Annotated in this window: 15 protein-coding genes; 7 read left to right on the top strand and 8 right to left on the bottom strand. The window is 64.0% G+C overall.

The window, feature by feature from the left end; all coding sequences use genetic code 11:
* The first annotated feature begins 13 nt into the window (after positions 1-13).
* The gene (gene typA, locus GLR48_RS12620) at positions 14-1,831 is read left to right on the top strand and encodes a translational GTPase TypA (RefSeq protein WP_237061948.1); all 1,818 of its coding nucleotides are present in this window, start codon (positions 14-16) and stop codon (positions 1,829-1,831) included.
* A gap of 149 nt (positions 1,832-1,980) precedes the next feature.
* Here typA and GLR48_RS12615 read toward each other — a convergent pair whose 3' ends face one another.
* The 4 genes from GLR48_RS12615 to recA form a co-directional block, all read right to left on the bottom strand.
* Entirely contained in the window at positions 1,981-2,427 is a 447-nt protein-coding gene (locus GLR48_RS12615) for an MOSC domain-containing protein (RefSeq protein ID WP_237064539.1), read from the bottom strand.
* A gap of 20 nt (positions 2,428-2,447) precedes the next feature.
* Positions 2,448-2,735, bottom strand: a complete 288-nt coding sequence (locus GLR48_RS12610; protein ID WP_237061946.1) for a DUF1330 domain-containing protein — start codon at positions 2,733-2,735, stop codon at positions 2,448-2,450.
* Complete coding sequence (gene alaS, locus GLR48_RS12605) at positions 2,732-5,386, bottom strand: alanine--tRNA ligase (protein WP_237061945.1); 2,655 nt, start codon at positions 5,384-5,386, stop codon at positions 2,732-2,734. The genes GLR48_RS12610 and alaS overlap by 4 nt, the downstream gene beginning before the upstream one ends.
* Before the next feature lie 159 nt (positions 5,387-5,545).
* Positions 5,546-6,625: a recombinase RecA gene (gene recA / locus GLR48_RS12600; protein ID WP_272911405.1), complete on the bottom strand. Its 1,080-nt coding sequence runs from the start codon at positions 6,623-6,625 to the stop codon at positions 5,546-5,548.
* Between the two features lie 198 nt (positions 6,626-6,823).
* Here recA and GLR48_RS12595 point away from each other — a divergent pair, with 198 nt between their 5' ends.
* Complete coding sequence (locus GLR48_RS12595; protein WP_237061943.1) at positions 6,824-7,426, top strand: sulfotransferase family protein; 603 nt, start codon at positions 6,824-6,826, stop codon at positions 7,424-7,426.
* On the opposite strand, the gene GLR48_RS12590 is transcribed toward GLR48_RS12595, so the two are convergent.
* Entirely contained in the window at positions 7,405-8,145 is a 741-nt protein-coding gene (locus tag GLR48_RS12590) for an RlmE family RNA methyltransferase (protein ID WP_237061942.1), read from the bottom strand. The two genes, GLR48_RS12595 and GLR48_RS12590, sit on opposite strands and share 22 nt — an antisense overlap.
* Before the next feature lie 92 nt (positions 8,146-8,237).
* On the bottom strand, positions 8,238-9,350 hold the full coding sequence (locus GLR48_RS12585; RefSeq protein WP_237064537.1) for a Ppx/GppA phosphatase family protein: 1,113 nt from the start codon (positions 9,348-9,350) through the stop codon (positions 8,238-8,240).
* Positions 9,351-9,606: 256 nt separating this feature from the next.
* Here GLR48_RS12585 and GLR48_RS12580 point away from each other — a divergent pair, with 256 nt between their 5' ends.
* The 3 genes from GLR48_RS12580 to GLR48_RS12570 are packed head-to-tail and all read left to right on the top strand — an operon-like array spanning position 9,607 to position 11,944.
* Positions 9,607-9,903 carry a virulence factor gene (locus GLR48_RS12580; protein WP_237061939.1) on the top strand — a complete coding sequence of 99 codons (297 nt, stop codon included), beginning with the start codon at positions 9,607-9,609 and terminating at the stop codon, positions 9,901-9,903.
* A 41-nt stretch (positions 9,904-9,944) separates the two neighbouring features.
* Entirely contained in the window at positions 9,945-10,880 is a 936-nt protein-coding gene (locus GLR48_RS12575; RefSeq protein WP_237061933.1) for a methylenetetrahydrofolate reductase, read from the top strand.
* Positions 10,877-11,944 carry a methyltetrahydrofolate cobalamin methyltransferase gene (locus tag GLR48_RS12570; RefSeq protein WP_237061931.1) on the top strand — a complete coding sequence of 356 codons (1,068 nt, stop codon included), beginning with the start codon at positions 10,877-10,879 and terminating at the stop codon, positions 11,942-11,944. The genes GLR48_RS12575 and GLR48_RS12570 overlap by 4 nt, the downstream gene beginning before the upstream one ends.
* Before the next feature lie 34 nt (positions 11,945-11,978).
* Here the strand turns inward: GLR48_RS12570 and GLR48_RS12565 are convergent, their stop codons facing one another.
* Positions 11,979-12,746 carry an HpcH/HpaI aldolase family protein gene (locus GLR48_RS12565; RefSeq protein ID WP_237061929.1) on the bottom strand — a complete coding sequence of 256 codons (768 nt, stop codon included), beginning with the start codon at positions 12,744-12,746 and terminating at the stop codon, positions 11,979-11,981.
* A 3-nt stretch (positions 12,747-12,749) separates the two neighbouring features.
* Complete coding sequence (locus tag GLR48_RS12560) at positions 12,750-14,402, bottom strand: alpha-amylase family glycosyl hydrolase (RefSeq protein ID WP_237061926.1); 1,653 nt, start codon at positions 14,400-14,402, stop codon at positions 12,750-12,752.
* A 137-nt stretch (positions 14,403-14,539) separates the two neighbouring features.
* Between GLR48_RS12560 and GLR48_RS12555 the strand changes: the two genes are divergently transcribed.
* Together GLR48_RS12555 and GLR48_RS12550 are read left to right on the top strand one after the other, a co-directional pair.
* Positions 14,540-15,871 (top strand): GH1 family beta-glucosidase, encoded by a 1,332-nt coding sequence (locus GLR48_RS12555; protein ID WP_237061924.1) that lies wholly within the window; start codon positions 14,540-14,542, stop codon positions 15,869-15,871.
* Positions 15,868-16,848: a glucokinase gene (locus GLR48_RS12550; protein ID WP_237061917.1), complete on the top strand. Its 981-nt coding sequence runs from the start codon at positions 15,868-15,870 to the stop codon at positions 16,846-16,848. The genes GLR48_RS12555 and GLR48_RS12550 overlap by 4 nt, the downstream gene beginning before the upstream one ends.
* Positions 16,849-17,460 lie beyond the last annotated feature (612 nt).

Here is a 17,460-nt window from a genome sequence, read left to right as displayed (position 1 = left end):
AAAGGCATACCACATGGACATTCGCAATATTGCGATCATCGCACACGTTGACCACGGCAAAACCACTCTGGTGGACGAGCTTCTGAAGCAATCGGGCGTCTACCGCGCGAACGAGGCGACGACCGAACGCGCCATGGATAGCAACGATATCGAGCGTGAGCGCGGGATCACCATCCTTGCCAAATGCACGAGTGTCGAGTGGAAAGGCACGCGCATCAACATCGTCGACACCCCCGGCCACGCCGACTTCGGTGGCGAGGTGGAGCGGATCCTGTCGATGGTTGACGGTGTGGTCCTGCTGGTCGACGCCGCCGAAGGTCCGATGCCCCAGACGAAATTCGTGACCTCCAAGGCGCTGGCCCTTGGCCTGCGCCCGATCGTGGTGCTGAACAAGGTCGACAAGCATGACGCGGAACCCGACCGCGCGCTGGACGAGGTCTTCGACCTTTTCGCCGCCCTCGATGCCGACGACCAACAGCTTGATTTTCCGGCCATGTATGCCTCTGGCCGGTCCGGCTGGTGCGACATGGAACTGGACGGCCCGCGCGAAAACCTCGACGCGCTGTTCGACATGATCCTCAAGCACGTGCCGATGCCCGCGCAGATTTCCCGCCGTGACGAGCCGTTCCAGATGCTGGCGACGACGCTGTCCGCAGACCCGTTCATCGGCCGCATCCTGACCGGCCGCGTCGAAGCCGGCACCCTGCGCGCCGGCGAGACGGTGAAAGCCCTGCACCGCGACGGCGAAAAGTTCGAGCAGTTCCGCGTGTCGAAGATCCTCGCCTTCCGCGGTCTGTCCCAGACCGCCATCGACGTGGCAGAGGCAGGCGACATCGTGACCCTCGCCGGGATGTCCAAGGCCACCGTCGCCGACACGATCTGCGACCTCAGCGTCGACACCGCGATCCCGGCCCAGCCGATCGACCCGCCCACGATCACCGTGACCTTTGGCATCAACGATTCGCCGCTGGCCGGGCGTGACGGCAAGAAGGTGCAGTCCCGCGTGATCCGCGAACGCCTGATGCGCGAAGCCGAAGTCAACGTCGCGATCAAGATCGCCGACACCCCCACCGGCGACGCCTTCGAGGTGTCGGGCCGCGGCGAATTGCAGATGGGTGTGCTGATCGAAAACATGCGCCGCGAAGGGTTCGAACTGTCGATCTCGCGCCCGCAGGTCATCTTCAAGCATGAGGACGGCGTCCGCATGGAGCCGCTGGAAGAAGTCACCATCGATGTGGATGACGAGTACACCGGCGCCGTGGTCGAGAAACTGACCGGCCCCCGCAAGGGTGACCTGCTGGAAATGAAACCCGCCGGTGCCGGCAAGACCCGCATCATCGCCCACGTGCCGTCGCGGGGCCTCATCGGCTACCACGGCGAATTCCTGACCGACACGCGCGGTTCGGGCGTGCTGAACCGCCTGTTCCACGGCTGGACCCCCTACAAGGGCCCGATCCAGGGCCGTCGTCAGGGTGTGCTGATCTCGATGGAAAACGGCACGTCGGTCTCCTACGCGTTGTGGAAACTGGAAGACCGCGGTCGCTTCTTCATCGGCGCCCAAGAGGCCGTCTATACCGGCATGATCATCGGCGAGCATACGCGCGAGAACGACCTCGAAGTGAACCCGTTGAAGGGTAAGCAGCTGACCAACGTCCGTGCCTCGGGCACCGATGAAGCGGTCCGCCTGACCACGCCGATCACGCTGACGCTGGAACAGGCCATCGCCTATATCGACGATGACGAACTGGTCGAAGTCACACCGAACGCGATCCGGCTGCGCAAGCGCCACCTCGACCCGCACGAGCGCAAGCGCCAGTCGCGCGCCAGCTGATCGACGAAAGGCCCGCCACACGGCGGGCCTTTTCATTTGCGGCGCAGCCTGCACCTTCTTCTGGTCTCAAATACTTCGGGGGGAGTCCGCAGGACGGGGGGCTGGCCCCCCTTCTGTTCCGATCTTTCACCGGAAAATCGGCAACGTCATCAGCCCGCGGTGACCCCATCGCCGATGCGGAGCGTCCCAGGTTGCGCGACAGAGGCATACCACCCCCCGTGTCCGCGCACCGCGTTGTAGCCGCCATGCCCCAAAACCTCATCCATCCGGCTGCACGGTGGACAAGGCCCCTCGACGGTCAGCACGACATCGCCGATCCGCACTGCACCCTTGCGCAATGCGGCCAGATTGATGCCCGAAATCACTAGATTGCGCCGCAGGTCCGATGCCGTGACGCCGTGGCCGACCAGCGCTGCGATCACCGGCAGGTGTTCGGCCTGAATCAACGTGACCGCGCGTTTGCCGGGCCGTCCGTGATCGTCCGCAAGACCCGAGTCCGTCACGACAGCGCTGTCGACAAACTGCATGTCAGCACGCCGCGCTTCGCGCAGACCGATCGCCTCCAGCCGCCCCGCCTGCGCATGACGGCTCATCATCGCGCCAAGTGGCGTCAGCGTCACAGCTCTTCGATGATACTCAGTTCGCGCTGTGCGGCCCCTTTGGCATGGGCCAGCGCCGCCTGATAGGCGTCGGAGTGATAGCAGTCGTGGGCCGCCTGCATCGACGGAAAGCGCGCCACGACGTTGCGCGGACGCGCCGGACCTTCAAGCGTCTCGACGGCGCCGCCGGGCGCAAGGAAGACGCCGCCGTGATCGGCAATGGCGCCCGTCGCAAGAGCCGCGTATTTCGCATAAGCCTCGGCGTCCGTCACATCGACGTGTGCCACCCAAAGTGCCGTTTTCATACCAGTCCCTCCAGAACAGTGCGGGCTGCGGCGATGGCCGCCTCCGCGTTATCGATCGATGCGCCGCCGCCTTGCGCCATGTCCGGACGGCCACCGCCGCCCTTGCCACCCAGTTCCGCGACGGCCGCCCGCAGCAGGTCCACCGCCGACAGACGGTCGGTCAGATCGGCGGTGACGCCCGCGGCCACGGCCGCCTTGCCACCGGCATCGGCGATCAGTAGCACGGCGCCGGACCCCATCTGTGCTTTCATGTCGTCGATCAGCGCCGGCAGGTCGCGGCCGGTGACGCCCTGCATCACCTGTCCCTGAAACGCAATGCCGTTGATCTGATCGACGGCGCGGTCCGCCTTGCCGCCGCCCATCGCCAGATCGCGCCGCAACTGCGCCACCTCGTTGGCCAACGCCTTGCGCTCTTCCATCAGGCTGCGGACGCGGTCGGCGACCTCGGCCACGGGCGCCTTGAGGGTCGCGGCCACCTGCGCCAGCGTCACATCCTGCGACCGCAGGTGATCCAGCGCCGCCTGACCGGTCAGCGCCTCGATCCGGCGCACGCCCGCGCTACTGGCGCTGTCGCCCAGCAGCACGAAGGCGCCGATCTGGCCCAGCTGCCGCACGTGGGTGCCACCGCACAGCTCCAGCGACCAGGTCTGACCGTCGGCGCCCTTGCCCGTGCCGGGCTTGCGGCCCATCGACACGACACGCACCTCGTCGCCGTATTTCTCGCCAAACAGCGCCTGCGCCCCAAGGGCGCGGGCGTCGTCCGGGGTCATGATCCGGGTTTCGACGGCAGAGTTCTGGCGGATCATGCTGTTGACCGCCTGCTCGACGCTGCGCAGATCCTCTGCGCTGACGGCCGTGTTATGGCTGAAGTCGAAACGCAACCGGTCTGCCGCGTTCAGCGATCCCCGCTGCGCGATATGATCGCCCAGCGTCTCGCGCAGAGCCTCGTTCAGCAGGTGCGTGGCCGAGTGGTTGGCCTGCACCGCATCCCGGCGGTCCATGTCGACGGTCAGCTGCGCACCCTGCCCGCGGCTGATTTCGCCCATCGTGACCCCGGCGATATGGATGAAGACACCGGCGACCTTCTTGGTATCCGTGATCCGCGCCATGCCCGTCTCGGTCCGAATCGTGCCGGTATCGCCGACCTGACCGCCGGATTCCGCGTAGAACGGCGTCTGGTTCAGCACGATCTGGACGGCACCCTTGGCGGTGTCCGTCTGCGCGCCGTCCACGACCAGTGCCTGAATCTGACCCTCTGCCGTCAGCGTATCGTAGCCCAGAAAATCGGTCAGGCCCTTGGCTTCGGCCAGATCGTACCAGACGGAGGCGTCTGCCGCCTCTCCCGTACCGGCCCAGGCCGCACGCGCCTTGGCCTTCTGCGCGGCCATGGCGCTGTCGAACCCTTCGGTGTTCACGCCACGGCCCTTTTCGCGCAGGGCGTCCTGAGTCAGGTCCAGCGGAAAACCGTAGGTGTCATAAAGCTTGAAGGCCGCTTCGCCGGCCAGATTCTCGCCCTCGCCCAGACGCGACACTTCGTCGTCCAGCAGCTTCAGGCCCCGGTCGAGGGTCTGGCGAAAGCGGACTTCCTCGTTCTTCAGCGTCTCTTCGATCAGGGTCCGCGCCTGCCCGAGTTCGGGATAGGCGGCCCCCATTTCCTGCACCAGCGCCGGCACCAGACGGTGCATCAGCGGGTCCTGCGCGCCCAGTTGGTGCGCATGGCGCATGGCGCGCCGCATGATCCGGCGCAGCACGTAGCCGCGCCCGTCGTTGGACGGCATCACGCCGTCAGCGATCAGGAACGACGTCGCGCGCAGATGGTCGGCGATGACGCGGTGGTGGACCTTGCCGGGACCGTCCGGGTCGCTGCTTGTCGCATGGGCCGACGCTTCGATCAGCGACCGCATCAGGTCGGTGTCGTAGTTGTCATGCTTGCCCTGCAGCAATGCACCGATCCGTTCCAGCCCCATGCCGGTGTCGATCGACTGCATGTCGAGGGGGCGCATCGTGCCATCCTCGAACTGTTCGTTCTGCATGAAGACAAGGTTCCAGATCTCGATGAACCGGTCACCGTCCTCTTCGGCAGAGCCCGGAGGGCCACCCCAGATCTTGTCGCCGTGGTCGTAGAAAATCTCGGTGCAAGGACCGCACGGCCCGGTCGGCCCCATCCGCCAGAAGTTGTCGTCGGTCGGGATGCGGATGATGCGGTCATCGGTCAGGCCCGCGACCTTCTTCCAGATCGCCGCAGCCTCGTCGTCCGTGTGATAGACCGTGACCAGCAACTTGTCCTTGTTCAGGCCAAAATCCTTCGTCAGCAATTCCCAGGCAAAGGCGATCGCGTCGTCCTTAAAATAATCGCCAAAGCTGAAATTGCCCAGCATTTCAAAGAACGTATGGTGCCGCGCCGTATAGCCCACGTTGTCCAGATCGTTATGCTTGCCGCCCGCGCGCACACACTTTTGCGCACTCGTCGCGCGCTGGTAATCCCGCGTCTCGACCCCGGTAAAGAGGTTCTTGAACTGCACCATGCCGGAGTTCGCGAACATCAGCGTGGGGTCGTTGCGCGGCACCAGCGGGCTGGAGGGGACGACCTCGTGCCCGTTGCGACCATAGAAGTTCAGAAAGGTCGATCGGATGTCGGAAAGAGAGGTCATTGTGGCACTTTCGATACTGGGTTGCCGTTGAAATAGCCCCCCGCTGGCGGACCGTAAAGCCATAACGAAAAAGGGTGCGGCCTGCGCCGCACCCTTTCCCGAGTATTGTCCGTGCCAACCGGCCCGTCAGGCGTTTCTGGTGTCGCCCCGCACCGTCACTTACATCTCGACCAGATCGTCGTCGGACGTATCGCCGCCTTCGGTCATGGCGAAGTCCAGACCGTGGGCCGCACGGATCTTGTCCTCGATCTCCAGCGCCGTGGCCGGATTGTCCTTCAGGAACTGCTTGGAGTTCTCGCGGCCCTGACCGATGCGCTCGTCGCCATAGCTGAACCAGGACCCCGACTTTTCGACAACACCGGCCTTGACGCCCAGATCCAGCAGCTCGCCGGTCTTGGAAATGCCTTCGCCATACATGATGTCGAATTCGACCTGCTTGAACGGCGGCGCCACCTTGTTCTTGACGACCTTGACGCGGGTGGCGTTGCCCACGACCTCGTCACGGTCCTTGATCGATCCGATCCGGCGGATGTCGAGGCGAACCGAGGCATAGAACTTCAGCGCGTTGCCACCCGTCGTCGTTTCGGGCGAGCCGAACATCACGCCGATCTTCATGCGGATCTGGTTGATGAAGATCACCATGCAACCGGACCGGTTGATCGACCCGGTCAGCTTGCGCATCGCCTGGGACATCAGGCGGGCGTGGACGCCGACGCTGCTGTCGCCCATGTCGCCTTCGATTTCGGACTTCGGCGTCAGCGCCGCGACGGAGTCGATGACCACGAGGTTCACGGCGCCAGAACGCACCAGCGTATCGACGATTTCCAGCGCCTGCTCGCCCGTGTCGGGTTGAGAGATCAGCAATTCATCCAGATTCACGCCCAGTTTCTTGGCATAGCTGGGATCAAAGGCGTGTTCCGCGTCAACAAAGGCGCAGACACCGCCCTTTTTCTGCTCTTCCGCGATGGAATGCAGGGTCAGGGTCGTCTTGCCGGATGATTCCGGACCGTAAATTTCGATGATACGTCCCTTGGGCAGGCCGCCAATGCCCAGCGCGATGTCCAGACCCAGCGAGCCGGTGCTGGTCGCCTCGATGTCGCGCATCTGATTCTGCCCGCCAAGAGTCATGATCGACCCCTTGCCGAACTGGCGTTCGATCTGCGCGAGCGCGCTTTCCAGCGCCTTCTGCTTGTCGGCGGTTTTCTTGTCAGTCATGTTCAGAAGTTCTGCCGTTGCCATGTCAATCGCGTCCTTATGTCATGCCCGGTGGGTGTGCGGCAACGCCGCAATTCGTTCTTGGTCTGTTCCGACACCTGATATGGGACCAAAGCAGGAACATTTCAATCATTTTCTTAACCATTTTATCTTGGCGGCAGAGTGGTTAAAAAAGCGTGCATCCCGTAAGGTGACCGCGATTTATCTTGTGCGGATGCCGTCATGCTCGTGTTCTGGAAGGAAAACCTCGTGTTTCTGGCGGTGCCCAAGACCGGCACCACGGCGATCGAGGGGGCCCTTGCGCCAAAAGCCGCTATGGTCCTGCGCGATCCGCCGACAATCAAGCATGCGCCGATTTACCGCTACCGCCGCTTTTTCAAACCGCTGTTCGCTCAGGCCGGTGGGCAGGAGCCTGAAACCATGGCCGTGCTGCGGCATCCGGTCGACTGGCTGGGAAGCTGGTACCGCTATCGTGGCAGACCCGATCTGGATGGCCATGCAAACAGCACGAAAGACATATCTTTTGACGACTTCGTGCTGGAATATATCAAGGGAAAACCTGAACCTTTCGCCAATGTCGGCAGTCAGGCCAAGTTTGTCTGCGACGGTGACGGGCAGATCGCCGTCGACCACCTGTTCCGTTACGAGGATCAGGACCGCCTGATCGGCTTTCTGGAACAGCGGCTGAACGTCACGCTCGACCTGCCTCGCCTGAACGTGTCCCCGACGCGGGACACGACACTCAGCCCCGCCGTCGCCGCTAAGCTGCGCGACAAGCGCGCGGCGGAATTTGCGGTCTGGGATCAGGCTTCGGGGTCGTCCTGAACCAGCGGCCCCTTGAAGCCGGTGGCGACCACGAATTTTTCAGAACTGTCGGCCCGCGACGACGGCGGTTTGACGTTGGACACCTTCTCGAACCGGGACTTCAGCAGTTTCTGCAAATTGCCTTCTGCACCGCCTGCCAGCACCTTGGCGACGAAGGTGCCGCCCTCGACCAGCACATCGAAGGCGAACTCCGCCGCCGCTTCGCACAGCGCGATGATCTTCAAATGGTCGGTCTGCTTGTGACCCGAGGATGACGCCGCCATGTCGGACATGACGACATCGGCGGGACCGTCGAGCCATTCCATTACCAGCTTGTCCGCATCGTCCGAGAGGAAATCAAGTTGGTAGATCTCTGCCCCCGGGATCGCCTCCACCTCCTGCAAATCAATCCCCAGCACACGGCCCTGCGCCTTCGAGGGCCGCTCGCTCAGCGCGTTCACGCGCTTGACGGCCACCTGACACCAGCCGCCCGGCGCACAGCCCAGATCGACGATCCGCGCACCCGGCACGAGGAAACGGTACTTGTCGTCAATCTCAAGGATCTTGAAAGCGGCACGACCGCGGTAACCTTCGGCCTTGGCCTTCTTGACGTAAGGGTCGTTCAACTGCCGTTGCAGCCACCGCGTCGAGGACAGCGACCGACCGCGGGCGGTCTTCACCTTGACGGTCAGATCGCGCTGGCCGCGTCCGGAATTGTTCTTGGTCGGTTTCTTCACCATGTCGTCATCTGTTCCCAATGGCCCGCAAGGGGACGAAAACAATTCTCCGAAAAGTTTTCTGTCCGATTTATCAACGAAAAATCGGCCTCCGCTCAATACGGCGCGTCTTCCAGCACTCCATCTGCCGACATCTGCGCATAAAGCAACCCCTCGCGCAGGCCGCGGTCCGCCACGGACAGCCGATCCGTCGGCCAAAGACGCATCAGCGCCTGCAGGATCGCAGCACCCGACATGATCAGCGCCTGCCGGTCGCGCCCGATCCGTGGGTCGCTGCGCCGCCCCAAGGGACCAAGCGTCAGGTAGTTGCGGATCACCGTGTCGATCTGGTCCGAGGTCATGCGCAGACCGTCCACCTTGGTCCGGTCATAGCGCTTCAACCCCAGATGACTGGCCGCCACCGTCGTCACCGTGCCGCTGGTGCCGATGATCTGAAAGTTCTCGCGCGTCTGCTCTGACGTATAGGGCGAGAAGTTCGCGAGGTTTTCCTCGAAGAACCAGCTCATCAGGGCAAAGCGGGCGGCGTCATCCTCGACATCCACAAACTGGTCACGCAGCGTCGCCACGCCCAGGGGTACGGAAATCCAGTCGACGACCTTGGCCGCCGCAAAGGGACCGGGATCGGCGGTAAATCCCGCGTGCAGCCGCATGATCGCACGGGGCCGCTCGCGGGCGGGGACGTGGCTGAGGTCGATCCAGACCAGTTCGGTCGAGCCGCCACCGATGTCCACCACCAGCAGCTGTTCGGTCTTGGTGCTGACCAGCGGCGCGCAGGAAATCACGGCCAGCCGCGCCTCTTCCTCAGGCTTGATGATCTCAAGCTTCAGCCCCGTCTCGCGGCGCACCTGTGCCACGAAGTTCGCGCCGTTGCGCGCACGGCGGCACGCCTCTGTCGCGACCAGACGCATATGCGTCACCTTGTGACGCTCCAGCTTTTGCTTGCAGATCCGCATCGCCGCGATCGTCCGGTTCATGGACGCGCGGGACAGCTTTCCGCTACTCTCCAAACCCTGTCCCAGCTGGACGGATTTGGAGAAGCTGTCGACCACATGAAACTGGCTGCCCTTTGGTTGGGCAATCAGCATGCGGCAAGAATTCGTTCCCAGATCAAGCGCCGCATAAAGCGTCTCCGGATCGGGGGTCTGTGGCGCGGGGGAATCGACCGCTATCGGGAACGCGCCCGCACCAAAGGGACGCTTGGGCGCCATGGTCACGCCCTCCATTTCGAGTTGCCCCAACGCTAGGCCCTTGGTCCGGCGCTTGCAAGGGTCAGCCGTGCGGCATGAAGGCGCTTCACCATCATCATGCGGGATTTGGGGGGCCGTGGCTCTGGCGTTCTGCGGATCGCCGGGCGATACCCGTCGCGCATTCCACGCAAGATGTCGAAATCGGGCATCCGGCGCGATGGCACACTGATAGAAAGCGGATCAAGCGCACCGCACCTTGGCGCAGAAGGACGAACAGATGCCGGACGTCACCATCATCTACTGGCGCGACATGCCGGCCCAAGTCATGGTCGGGCGCGGTCGCAAAGCAGCAAAGATTCAGCTGCCCGAACGGTTCGAACAGGCCATCGACCGCGCCGCAATGAAATCGGGGGCCGCCGGCACCGACGAATACCTCGCCGGCATGCGGCGCGGCGAGCCCTATACCTTGGACGGCGACGATGCCTTTGTCGCCAGCAACGAGGCCGCCCGTCTGGACCGCGACTATACCGCGGACCGCCTGCGGCAGCTGATCGAAAACGACGGCTGGTCGTGATAGAGCCGCCCTCCCTGCCCTCGCGTCTGAAGGAGTCCGTCGTGTCGCTTTTGCCGTTCCTGAAAAAGAAGGCGCCCCCTGCCCCGACGGCGGACGCGCAGGTCGCGGCCTTCCTGAAGGACTACTCGATCGAGGTGATGCCGCGCACCGCCGAGAAGATCGAGGATTTCCAGTCCCTGCTGCCAGCGGGCACCCGCGTCTATATTGCGCATATCGACGGCACCCCGATCGCGGACATGGTTGCCACGGCGCGACGTCTTGCGCGCGACGGCTACGCCGTGATGCCGCATTTCCCGGCCCGCATCATCAAGGACCGCGCCACCCTTGACGACTGGATCGCCCGTTACCGCGGCGAGGCGGGGGTCGAACAGGCGCTGTTGCTGGCGGGCGGTCTGACCCTGCCGCACGGCGATTTCGAAAACTCCATGCAGCTGCTTGAATCCGGTGCCTTTGCCGATTTCAAGCGCCTGCACGTCGCAGGCCACCCCGAGGGCAATCGCGACATCGACCCGGACGGGTCGGACACTAACGTCAGCGACGCCCTGCGCTGGAAACAGCGGTTCAGCGACACGACGGACGCGCAGATGGCGCTGGCGACGCAGTTCTGCTTCGAGGCAGAGCCGATTATCGCCTGGGCCGACGCCTTGCGCGACGCCGGCATCACCCTGCCGATCCACATTGGCATCGCAGGGCCTGCCAAGCTGCAGACGATGATCAAGTTCGCCATGGCCTGCGGTGTCGGGCCATCCCTGCGCGTGCTGCAACGCCGCGCGATGGACGTGACCAAACTGCTGTTGCCGTACGAGCCGGACGAGGTCATCACGGCGCTGGCCGCCCACAAGGCCGCCAACCCCGATTTCACCGTCGCATCCGTGCATTTCTTCCCGCTGGGCGGGATCAAGACCAACGCAAAGTGGGCGATGGACCACGGCGGCGACAACGCCCGCCCGGCCAACCCGCAGAAGGACCCCGCATGACCAGAACGATCGTCGAATCCAAGACCAAGACCGCCATCATCGGCTTTGACCAGCCCTTCTGCGTGATCGGGGAACGGATCAACCCCACCGGGCGCAAGATCCTCGCGGCCGAACTGGAACAGGGCGATTTTTCCCGGGTCGAGGCGGACGCCATCGCACAGGTCGCGGCGGGCGCCACGATGCTGGACATCAACTCCGGCGCCGTCTTCACCAACAAGATGGCCGAAGATCCCCGCTATGCCGACAACAACTTTGTCGAGCCGATGCTGATGCCGGAACTGATCCGCCGCGTGCAGGCCATCGTCGACGTGCCGCTGTGCATCGACAGCTCCGTCCCCGGTGCGTTGGAAGCTGGGCTTGCCGCCTGCGAAGGCCGCCCGCTGCTGAACTCGGTCACGGGCGAGGAAGAGCGGCTGGAACTGGTCCTGCCGCTGGTCAAGAAATACAACGTCCCGGTCGTGGCGATTTCCAATGACGACACGGGGATTTCCGAAGACCCGGAGGTGCGGTTCGCCGTGGCCAAGAAGATCGTCGAGCGCGCTGCCGACTACGGCATCCCGGCGCATGACATCGTCGTCGACCCGCTGGTCATGCCGATCGGCGCGATGGGCACGGCCGGCTTGCAGGTCTTCAAACTGGTGCGCCGCCTGCGCGACGAGCTTGGCGTGAACACGACCTGCGGTGCGTCCAACATCAGCTTTGGCCTGCCGAACCGTCACGGCATCAACAATGCCTTCCTGCCGATGGCGATGGCGACGGGCATGACATCCGCGATCATGAACCCGGTGGCCCTGCCCGTCACGGCGGCCAAGATCGAGGCCAAGAAGGCCGAACTGGCAGCCGCCGGGATCGTGATCCCCGATGACATCGACATGGAGCTGTTCTGCCAATTGACGGGCCTCGGGTCGACCAAGTCACGCGCAGGCTCCGAGATGGAGGCGATCCGCGCCGCCAACTTCCTGACCGACAACGATCCGTCGGGCGGCGAATGGATCAGGTTCAACCGCGCCGTCGTCGCCCCCGGCGAAGGCCGCGCCCGCACCGGGCGCCGCAAGCGGAACTAGTGCCTGCCGCCGTCGGTCGCACGCGACCGACGGCTTAGCCTTTGGCCTGCTGTGCCAGGGCCCTCAGGGCTTTTGCCAGGACGGCCACGTCGCCACCGACGCCCAGAAACTCCACGCCCATCTTGCGATATCTGGCAATCCGTTCGGGATTGAATGTCAGCACACCGGCGAATTTCCCCGCTGCCTGCGTGCGCGTGATGATGTGGTCGATGGCCTTGTCGACATCCGGATGCTCCAGCTGGCCGACGTAGCCCATATCGGCAGACAGGTCAGCCGGACCGACAAAGACACCGTCCACGCCATCCACCGCGGCGATCGCGTCGATATTGTCCAGCGCGGACCGGCTTTCGGCCTGCACGATCAGGCACGCATTGGCGTTGGCCTGATGCGCGTAGGACGTGACCGCACCAAAGCGCGACGCCCGCGCCATCGCCGCCCCCATCCCGCGGGTGCCGTCTGGGGGATAGCGCACTGCCCGCGCCATACGCGTGGCCGTCGCCGCGTCGTGGACCAACGGCACCAGCACGGCCTGCGCACCAAGGTCCAGCGCCTGCTTGACCATCCAGTCCTCTGCCGCGGGGATGCGGATGACGGCCGCTGTCGGCGTCGCCGCCAGCGCCTGCAGCAGTGGCAACATGTCCGGCAGGCTTTGCGGGCTATGCTCGCCGTCGATCAGGCACCAGTCGAAGCCTGATTGCCCGGCCAGTTCCGCCAGCAGCGATGACGCGCTCGACAGCCACAGGCCGGTCAGCACCTCGCCCGACTGCAGCCGTGTCTTGAGCGTGTTTTCAGGCAGATCCATGGCTTATCCCTTCCGTGTGCGGTCGAGGGCAAAGCACGCCTGCCACGGCCCCAGATGCAGCCAGCCGTCCTCGTTGATCGTGGCACTGCCCAGTTCCTGACCGATCGACCGCCAGTCCCCGTCGGGCATGCGAAAGCTGCTGGGACTGTCAGAGACGTTGAACACGCAAAAGAGTTTTTCAGCCGCCGTTTCGCGGGTGAAATAGATCACGTCGCCGTCCGACTTCAGCCCGTCGTGGCTGCCGGTGCGCAGCGCCGCGTGGTTGTGGCGGAAGGCGACGGCCTTGCGATAGTGATGCAGCACGGCACTCGGGTCTGCTTCCTGCACCGACACCGCCAGATCGCGATGCGCGCCACTGATCGGCAGCCACGTGCGGGGCGCAGAGGAGAACCCGGCGTTCTGCGCCTCGGCGTCCCAGACCATCGGGGTCCTGCAGCCGTCGCGGCCCTTAAACTCGGGCCAGAACTCGATGCCGTAGGGATCCTGCAGATCCTCGAAGCGCAGCTCTGCCTCGGGAAGACCTAGCTCCTCGCCCTGATAGATGCAGACCGATCCGCGCAGGGCCATGATCAGGGTGATGAACATCCGCTGCGCACCGGTGGACAGGTTCCAGCGGCTGGCATGGCGCACCACGTCGTGGTTGGAAAACGCCCAGCAGGCCCAGCCGTCGGCGGCCACCCGGTCGACGTCCTGCATGACCTCGACGATGCGGGCGGCGGTGGGCTGGGTGTCGGACAGGAATTCGAAGGCATAGCACATCTGCATCAGATCGTCGCCGCGGGTGTATTCGCCCATGATCTCCAATCCCCGTTGCGCATCACCGACCTCGCCCACGGCGGCAGCGCCGTAGGGTTGCATGACGGCGCGCAGTTTGCGCAGGAAATCAAGGTTTTCCGGGCGGTTCTTGTCGTAGATATGTTCCTGGTGATTATAGGGATTCACCGCCGGCGCGATATTGGCGTTGCGCTGTTCTTTGGGCAGGCCCGGGTTGTCGCGCAGCTCCTTGTCGCAAGTGTAGAAGTTGATGGTATCGAGGCGGAACCCGTCGACACCCCGGTGCAGCCAGAAGGTCGCCACGTCCAGAAGTGCGTCATGCACCTCCATGTTGTGGAAGTTCAGGTCGGGCTGGCTCGTCAGGAAATTGTGCTGATAATATTGCTCGCGCCGGGGCGACCACTGCCAGCCGCTGCCGCCGAAGATCGACAGCCAGTTGTTCGGTGGTGTGCCATCGGGCTTGGGGTCGGCCCAGACGTACCAGTCATTCTTGGGATTGGTGCGGTCCTGCACGCTCTCCTTGAACCACGGGTGCTGGTCGCTGGTATGGCTCAGCACCAGGTCGATCATCACGCGGATGCCAAAGCGGTGCGCCGTGTCCACCACCGCGTCGAAATCCGCCAGCGACCCGAACATCGGATCGACGTCGCAGTAATCGCTGACATCATAGCCGAAATCCTTCATCGGAGAGGTAAAGAACGGCGAGATCCAGATCGCGTCCACGCCCAACGAGGCGATATAGGGGATGCGGCTGACGATCCCCAACAGGTCGCCAATCCCGTCGCCGTTGCTGTCCTGATAGCTGCGCGGATAGATCTGATAGATGACGGCCCCGCGCCACCAATACGGGTTGGCGACGTTATCGAGCTTGGCTGCGGTCATGGCGTCTGTCCTTGGGCTGTGCGCGTTGTCTTTTGCTAGCAACGCCCATCTGCGAACACAACGGGGCGATTGCCCACGGTCTTGTCATTCGCGGCCCCTTGCGCAACTGATGAAGGGGACACGGCCCGGAGGATCGCATGAAACTGACCCGCAACGACTTTCCCCAAGGCTTTCTGTTCGGGGCCGCCACCGCGGCATACCAGATCGAGGGGTCGTCCTTCGGCGGATGCGGACCGACCCATTGGGACACCTTCGCCAAGGGTCCCGGCAACGTGATCCGCGCCGAGGACGGGGCCATCGCCTGCGATCACTACCACCGGATGGACGCGGACCTTGACCTGTTGCGGGATGCCGGCATGGACGCCTACCGCTTTTCCACCAGCTGGGCGCGTGTCCTGCCAGAGGGGCGCGGACAGGTGAACCAGCAGGGTCTGGATTTCTACGACCGCCTTGTCGATGGCTGCCTGGCCCGCGGGCTGAAGCCGTTCCAGACCCTCTATCATTGGGAAATGCCGTCGGCGCTGGCCGATCTGGGCGGCTGGACCAACCCGGATGTCGCCGACTGGATGGCTGATTATGCCGAGGTCATCACCCACCGCATCGGCGACCGCGTCCATTCCATCGCCACCATCAACGAAAGCTGGTGCGTCGCCTACCTGTCGCACTTTCTGGGCCATCACGCGCCCGGCCTGCGCGACATCCGCGCCGCCGCCCGCGCCATGCACCACGTCAACAAGGCGCACGGCCGCACGATGACCCGCCTGCGCGACCTTGGCATGAAAAACTGCGGCATCGTCCTGAACTTCGAGGCGACGGAAGCAGCGACCGACAGCGCAGCCGACAAGGCCGCTGCCGCAACGCAGGACGCCACCCACAACCGCTGGTTCATCGAGGCGATCACCAAAGGCACCTACCCGCAGGAGGCGCTGACAGGCTTTGGCCCCCACCTGCCCCGCGACTGGCAGGACGACATGGCCGAGATCAGCCAGCCGATCGACTTTCTGGGCGTCAATTACTACACGCGCGGCCTAGTTGCCGCCGACCCCGAGGCCACATGGCCCGCGACAAGGCCCGTCACCGGCCTGCTGGACAAGACGCAGATGGGCTGGGAAATCTACCCTGAGGGGCTGATGCGCACGCTGACCCGGATGTCGCGCGACTACGTCGGTGACCTGCCGATCTTCGTGACCGAAAACGGCATGGCCTGGCCCGATACGGTCGGCACCGACGACGCCGCGCGCATCGCCTTCATCGACGCCCACATGGGCGCCATGCATGATGCCATCGCGGCTGGCACCAACCTGCAGGGCTTCTTTTACTGGTCGCTGCTGGACAATTACGAATGGGCCTTTGGCTATGAAAAGCGGTTCGGCCTCGTCCACGTCGATTTCGAGACGCTGGACCGAACGCCGAAAGCCTCCTATCACGCTTTGAAGTCCGCCATTGCCCCGCGAAAGAACGCCCCATGACCCTGCCCCCCGCCAATTCCTACAATCTGGTCGCCGACATCGGCGGCACGAATACACGGATCGCCTTGGCAGAGGCCCGCAGCGTGCTGCCCGACACGGTCCGCCGCTATCAGAATGCCGACTTTCCCGGTCTTGAAAGCGTGATCCGCCAGTTCGAGGCGGATTCGGGCGGCCTTGCCCCTCACGCGGCCTGCGTGGCTGTGGCAGGCCCCGTGCGCGACGGGCGCGCTACGATGACGAACCTCGATTGGGTCATCGACAAGGAAACGCTGGCCCGCGCCACGAAGTCCGAAACCGTCGCCATCCTGAACGACCTGCAGGCACAGGGCCATGCGCTGGGATTTCTGGACCCCGCGAACGTGCTGCCCATCCTCGACGGGGTTGCTGGCGGGGACCATGCCGCCAAGCTAGTGATCGGCGTCGGCACCGGCTTCAACGCGGCGCCGGTCTTTGAAACCGAAGCCGGGCGCCTTGTCACCCCGTCGGAAAGCGGCCACGCCAACCTGCCGATCCGGACCGAGCAGGAATTGCGCCTGTGCCAGTATGTCTCGAACGCGCACGGCTTTCCGGCGGTCGAGGACGTTCTGTCGGGCCGCGGGCTGGAACGGGTCTATGCCTTCCTCGGGCAAGAGGCGAACGATCCGCGCGAGGAACGTGCCCATATGATCATGGCAGCCCTCGCCGACGGACGTGACCCCCGCGCGGTCGAGGCGGCGCGGATCTTTACCCGCATCCTCGGCACTGTCGCCGGCAACCTGTCTCTGATCCAGCTGCCTTTCGGCGGCGTCTACCTCGTGGGCGGCGTGGCCCGCGCCATCGCACCCTATCTGTCGCAATTCGGCTTCGGCGACGCCTTCCGCGACAAGGGCCGGTTCGCTGGTTTCATGGGGAACTTCAGCGTCTCGGTCATCGAAGACGACTACGCCGCGCTGACAGGTTCGGCGGCCCACCTGACCGCGCTCGCTGCAGCCGATTGACACCGTAGCCGCACGCGACACCAAACGATGATGCAAGGTCCGGATCGAACAGCGCCGAACCGCAAAGCCCGCTGCAGGCGTCTGGTTGATACCGCGGGTGCAAGTCGAGCGGCACTGGCTGGACGGCGATCACCTTCGACACGACAACGGGTCGTAAAGGATGCTGCGGGCGCAAGCCAGATGGTTTAGGACGTGCTTGCCAGTCCAATGCGGCGGCGTGGATGGAGTCTGATCGGGCCGGTCCATCCGACCCTTCGGACAATTGGCAATCGCCGGAAAAGCCGCTGATCAGGCATAATGGCAATGATCCGATCGTGTCTCATGCCTTTGCTTGGACGCGTGTTGCATGGCGACCTGATCCGCACGCGAATTGACTCGATCTCTCCCGGTGAGCTTTGCGGAGTCCATTGAGGCTTCATCGGCGCGGAGTCGCCGCTCTTGCGCCCGTGTGTCACCCGCCGGAACAAATCATTCAGACATCAGTCTGGCTGTTACGACGCAGCAGGTCCTCAAGGCAGATCGATCAGCCTGACGACCAGCTTGTTTGGCAGCCGGGATCCAAGGCTTGCGCGTTTTTTCGAAAGTGCATGCAGTTCGACAATTACCGCCGCC

Origin of the sequence: Loktanella sp. M215 (assembly GCF_021735925.1) — a bacterium.
In the GTDB taxonomy this organism is placed as follows: Bacteria; Pseudomonadota; Alphaproteobacteria; order Rhodobacterales; family Rhodobacteraceae; genus Loktanella.
This window is presented reverse-complemented; position numbering and strand designations above follow the sequence as displayed.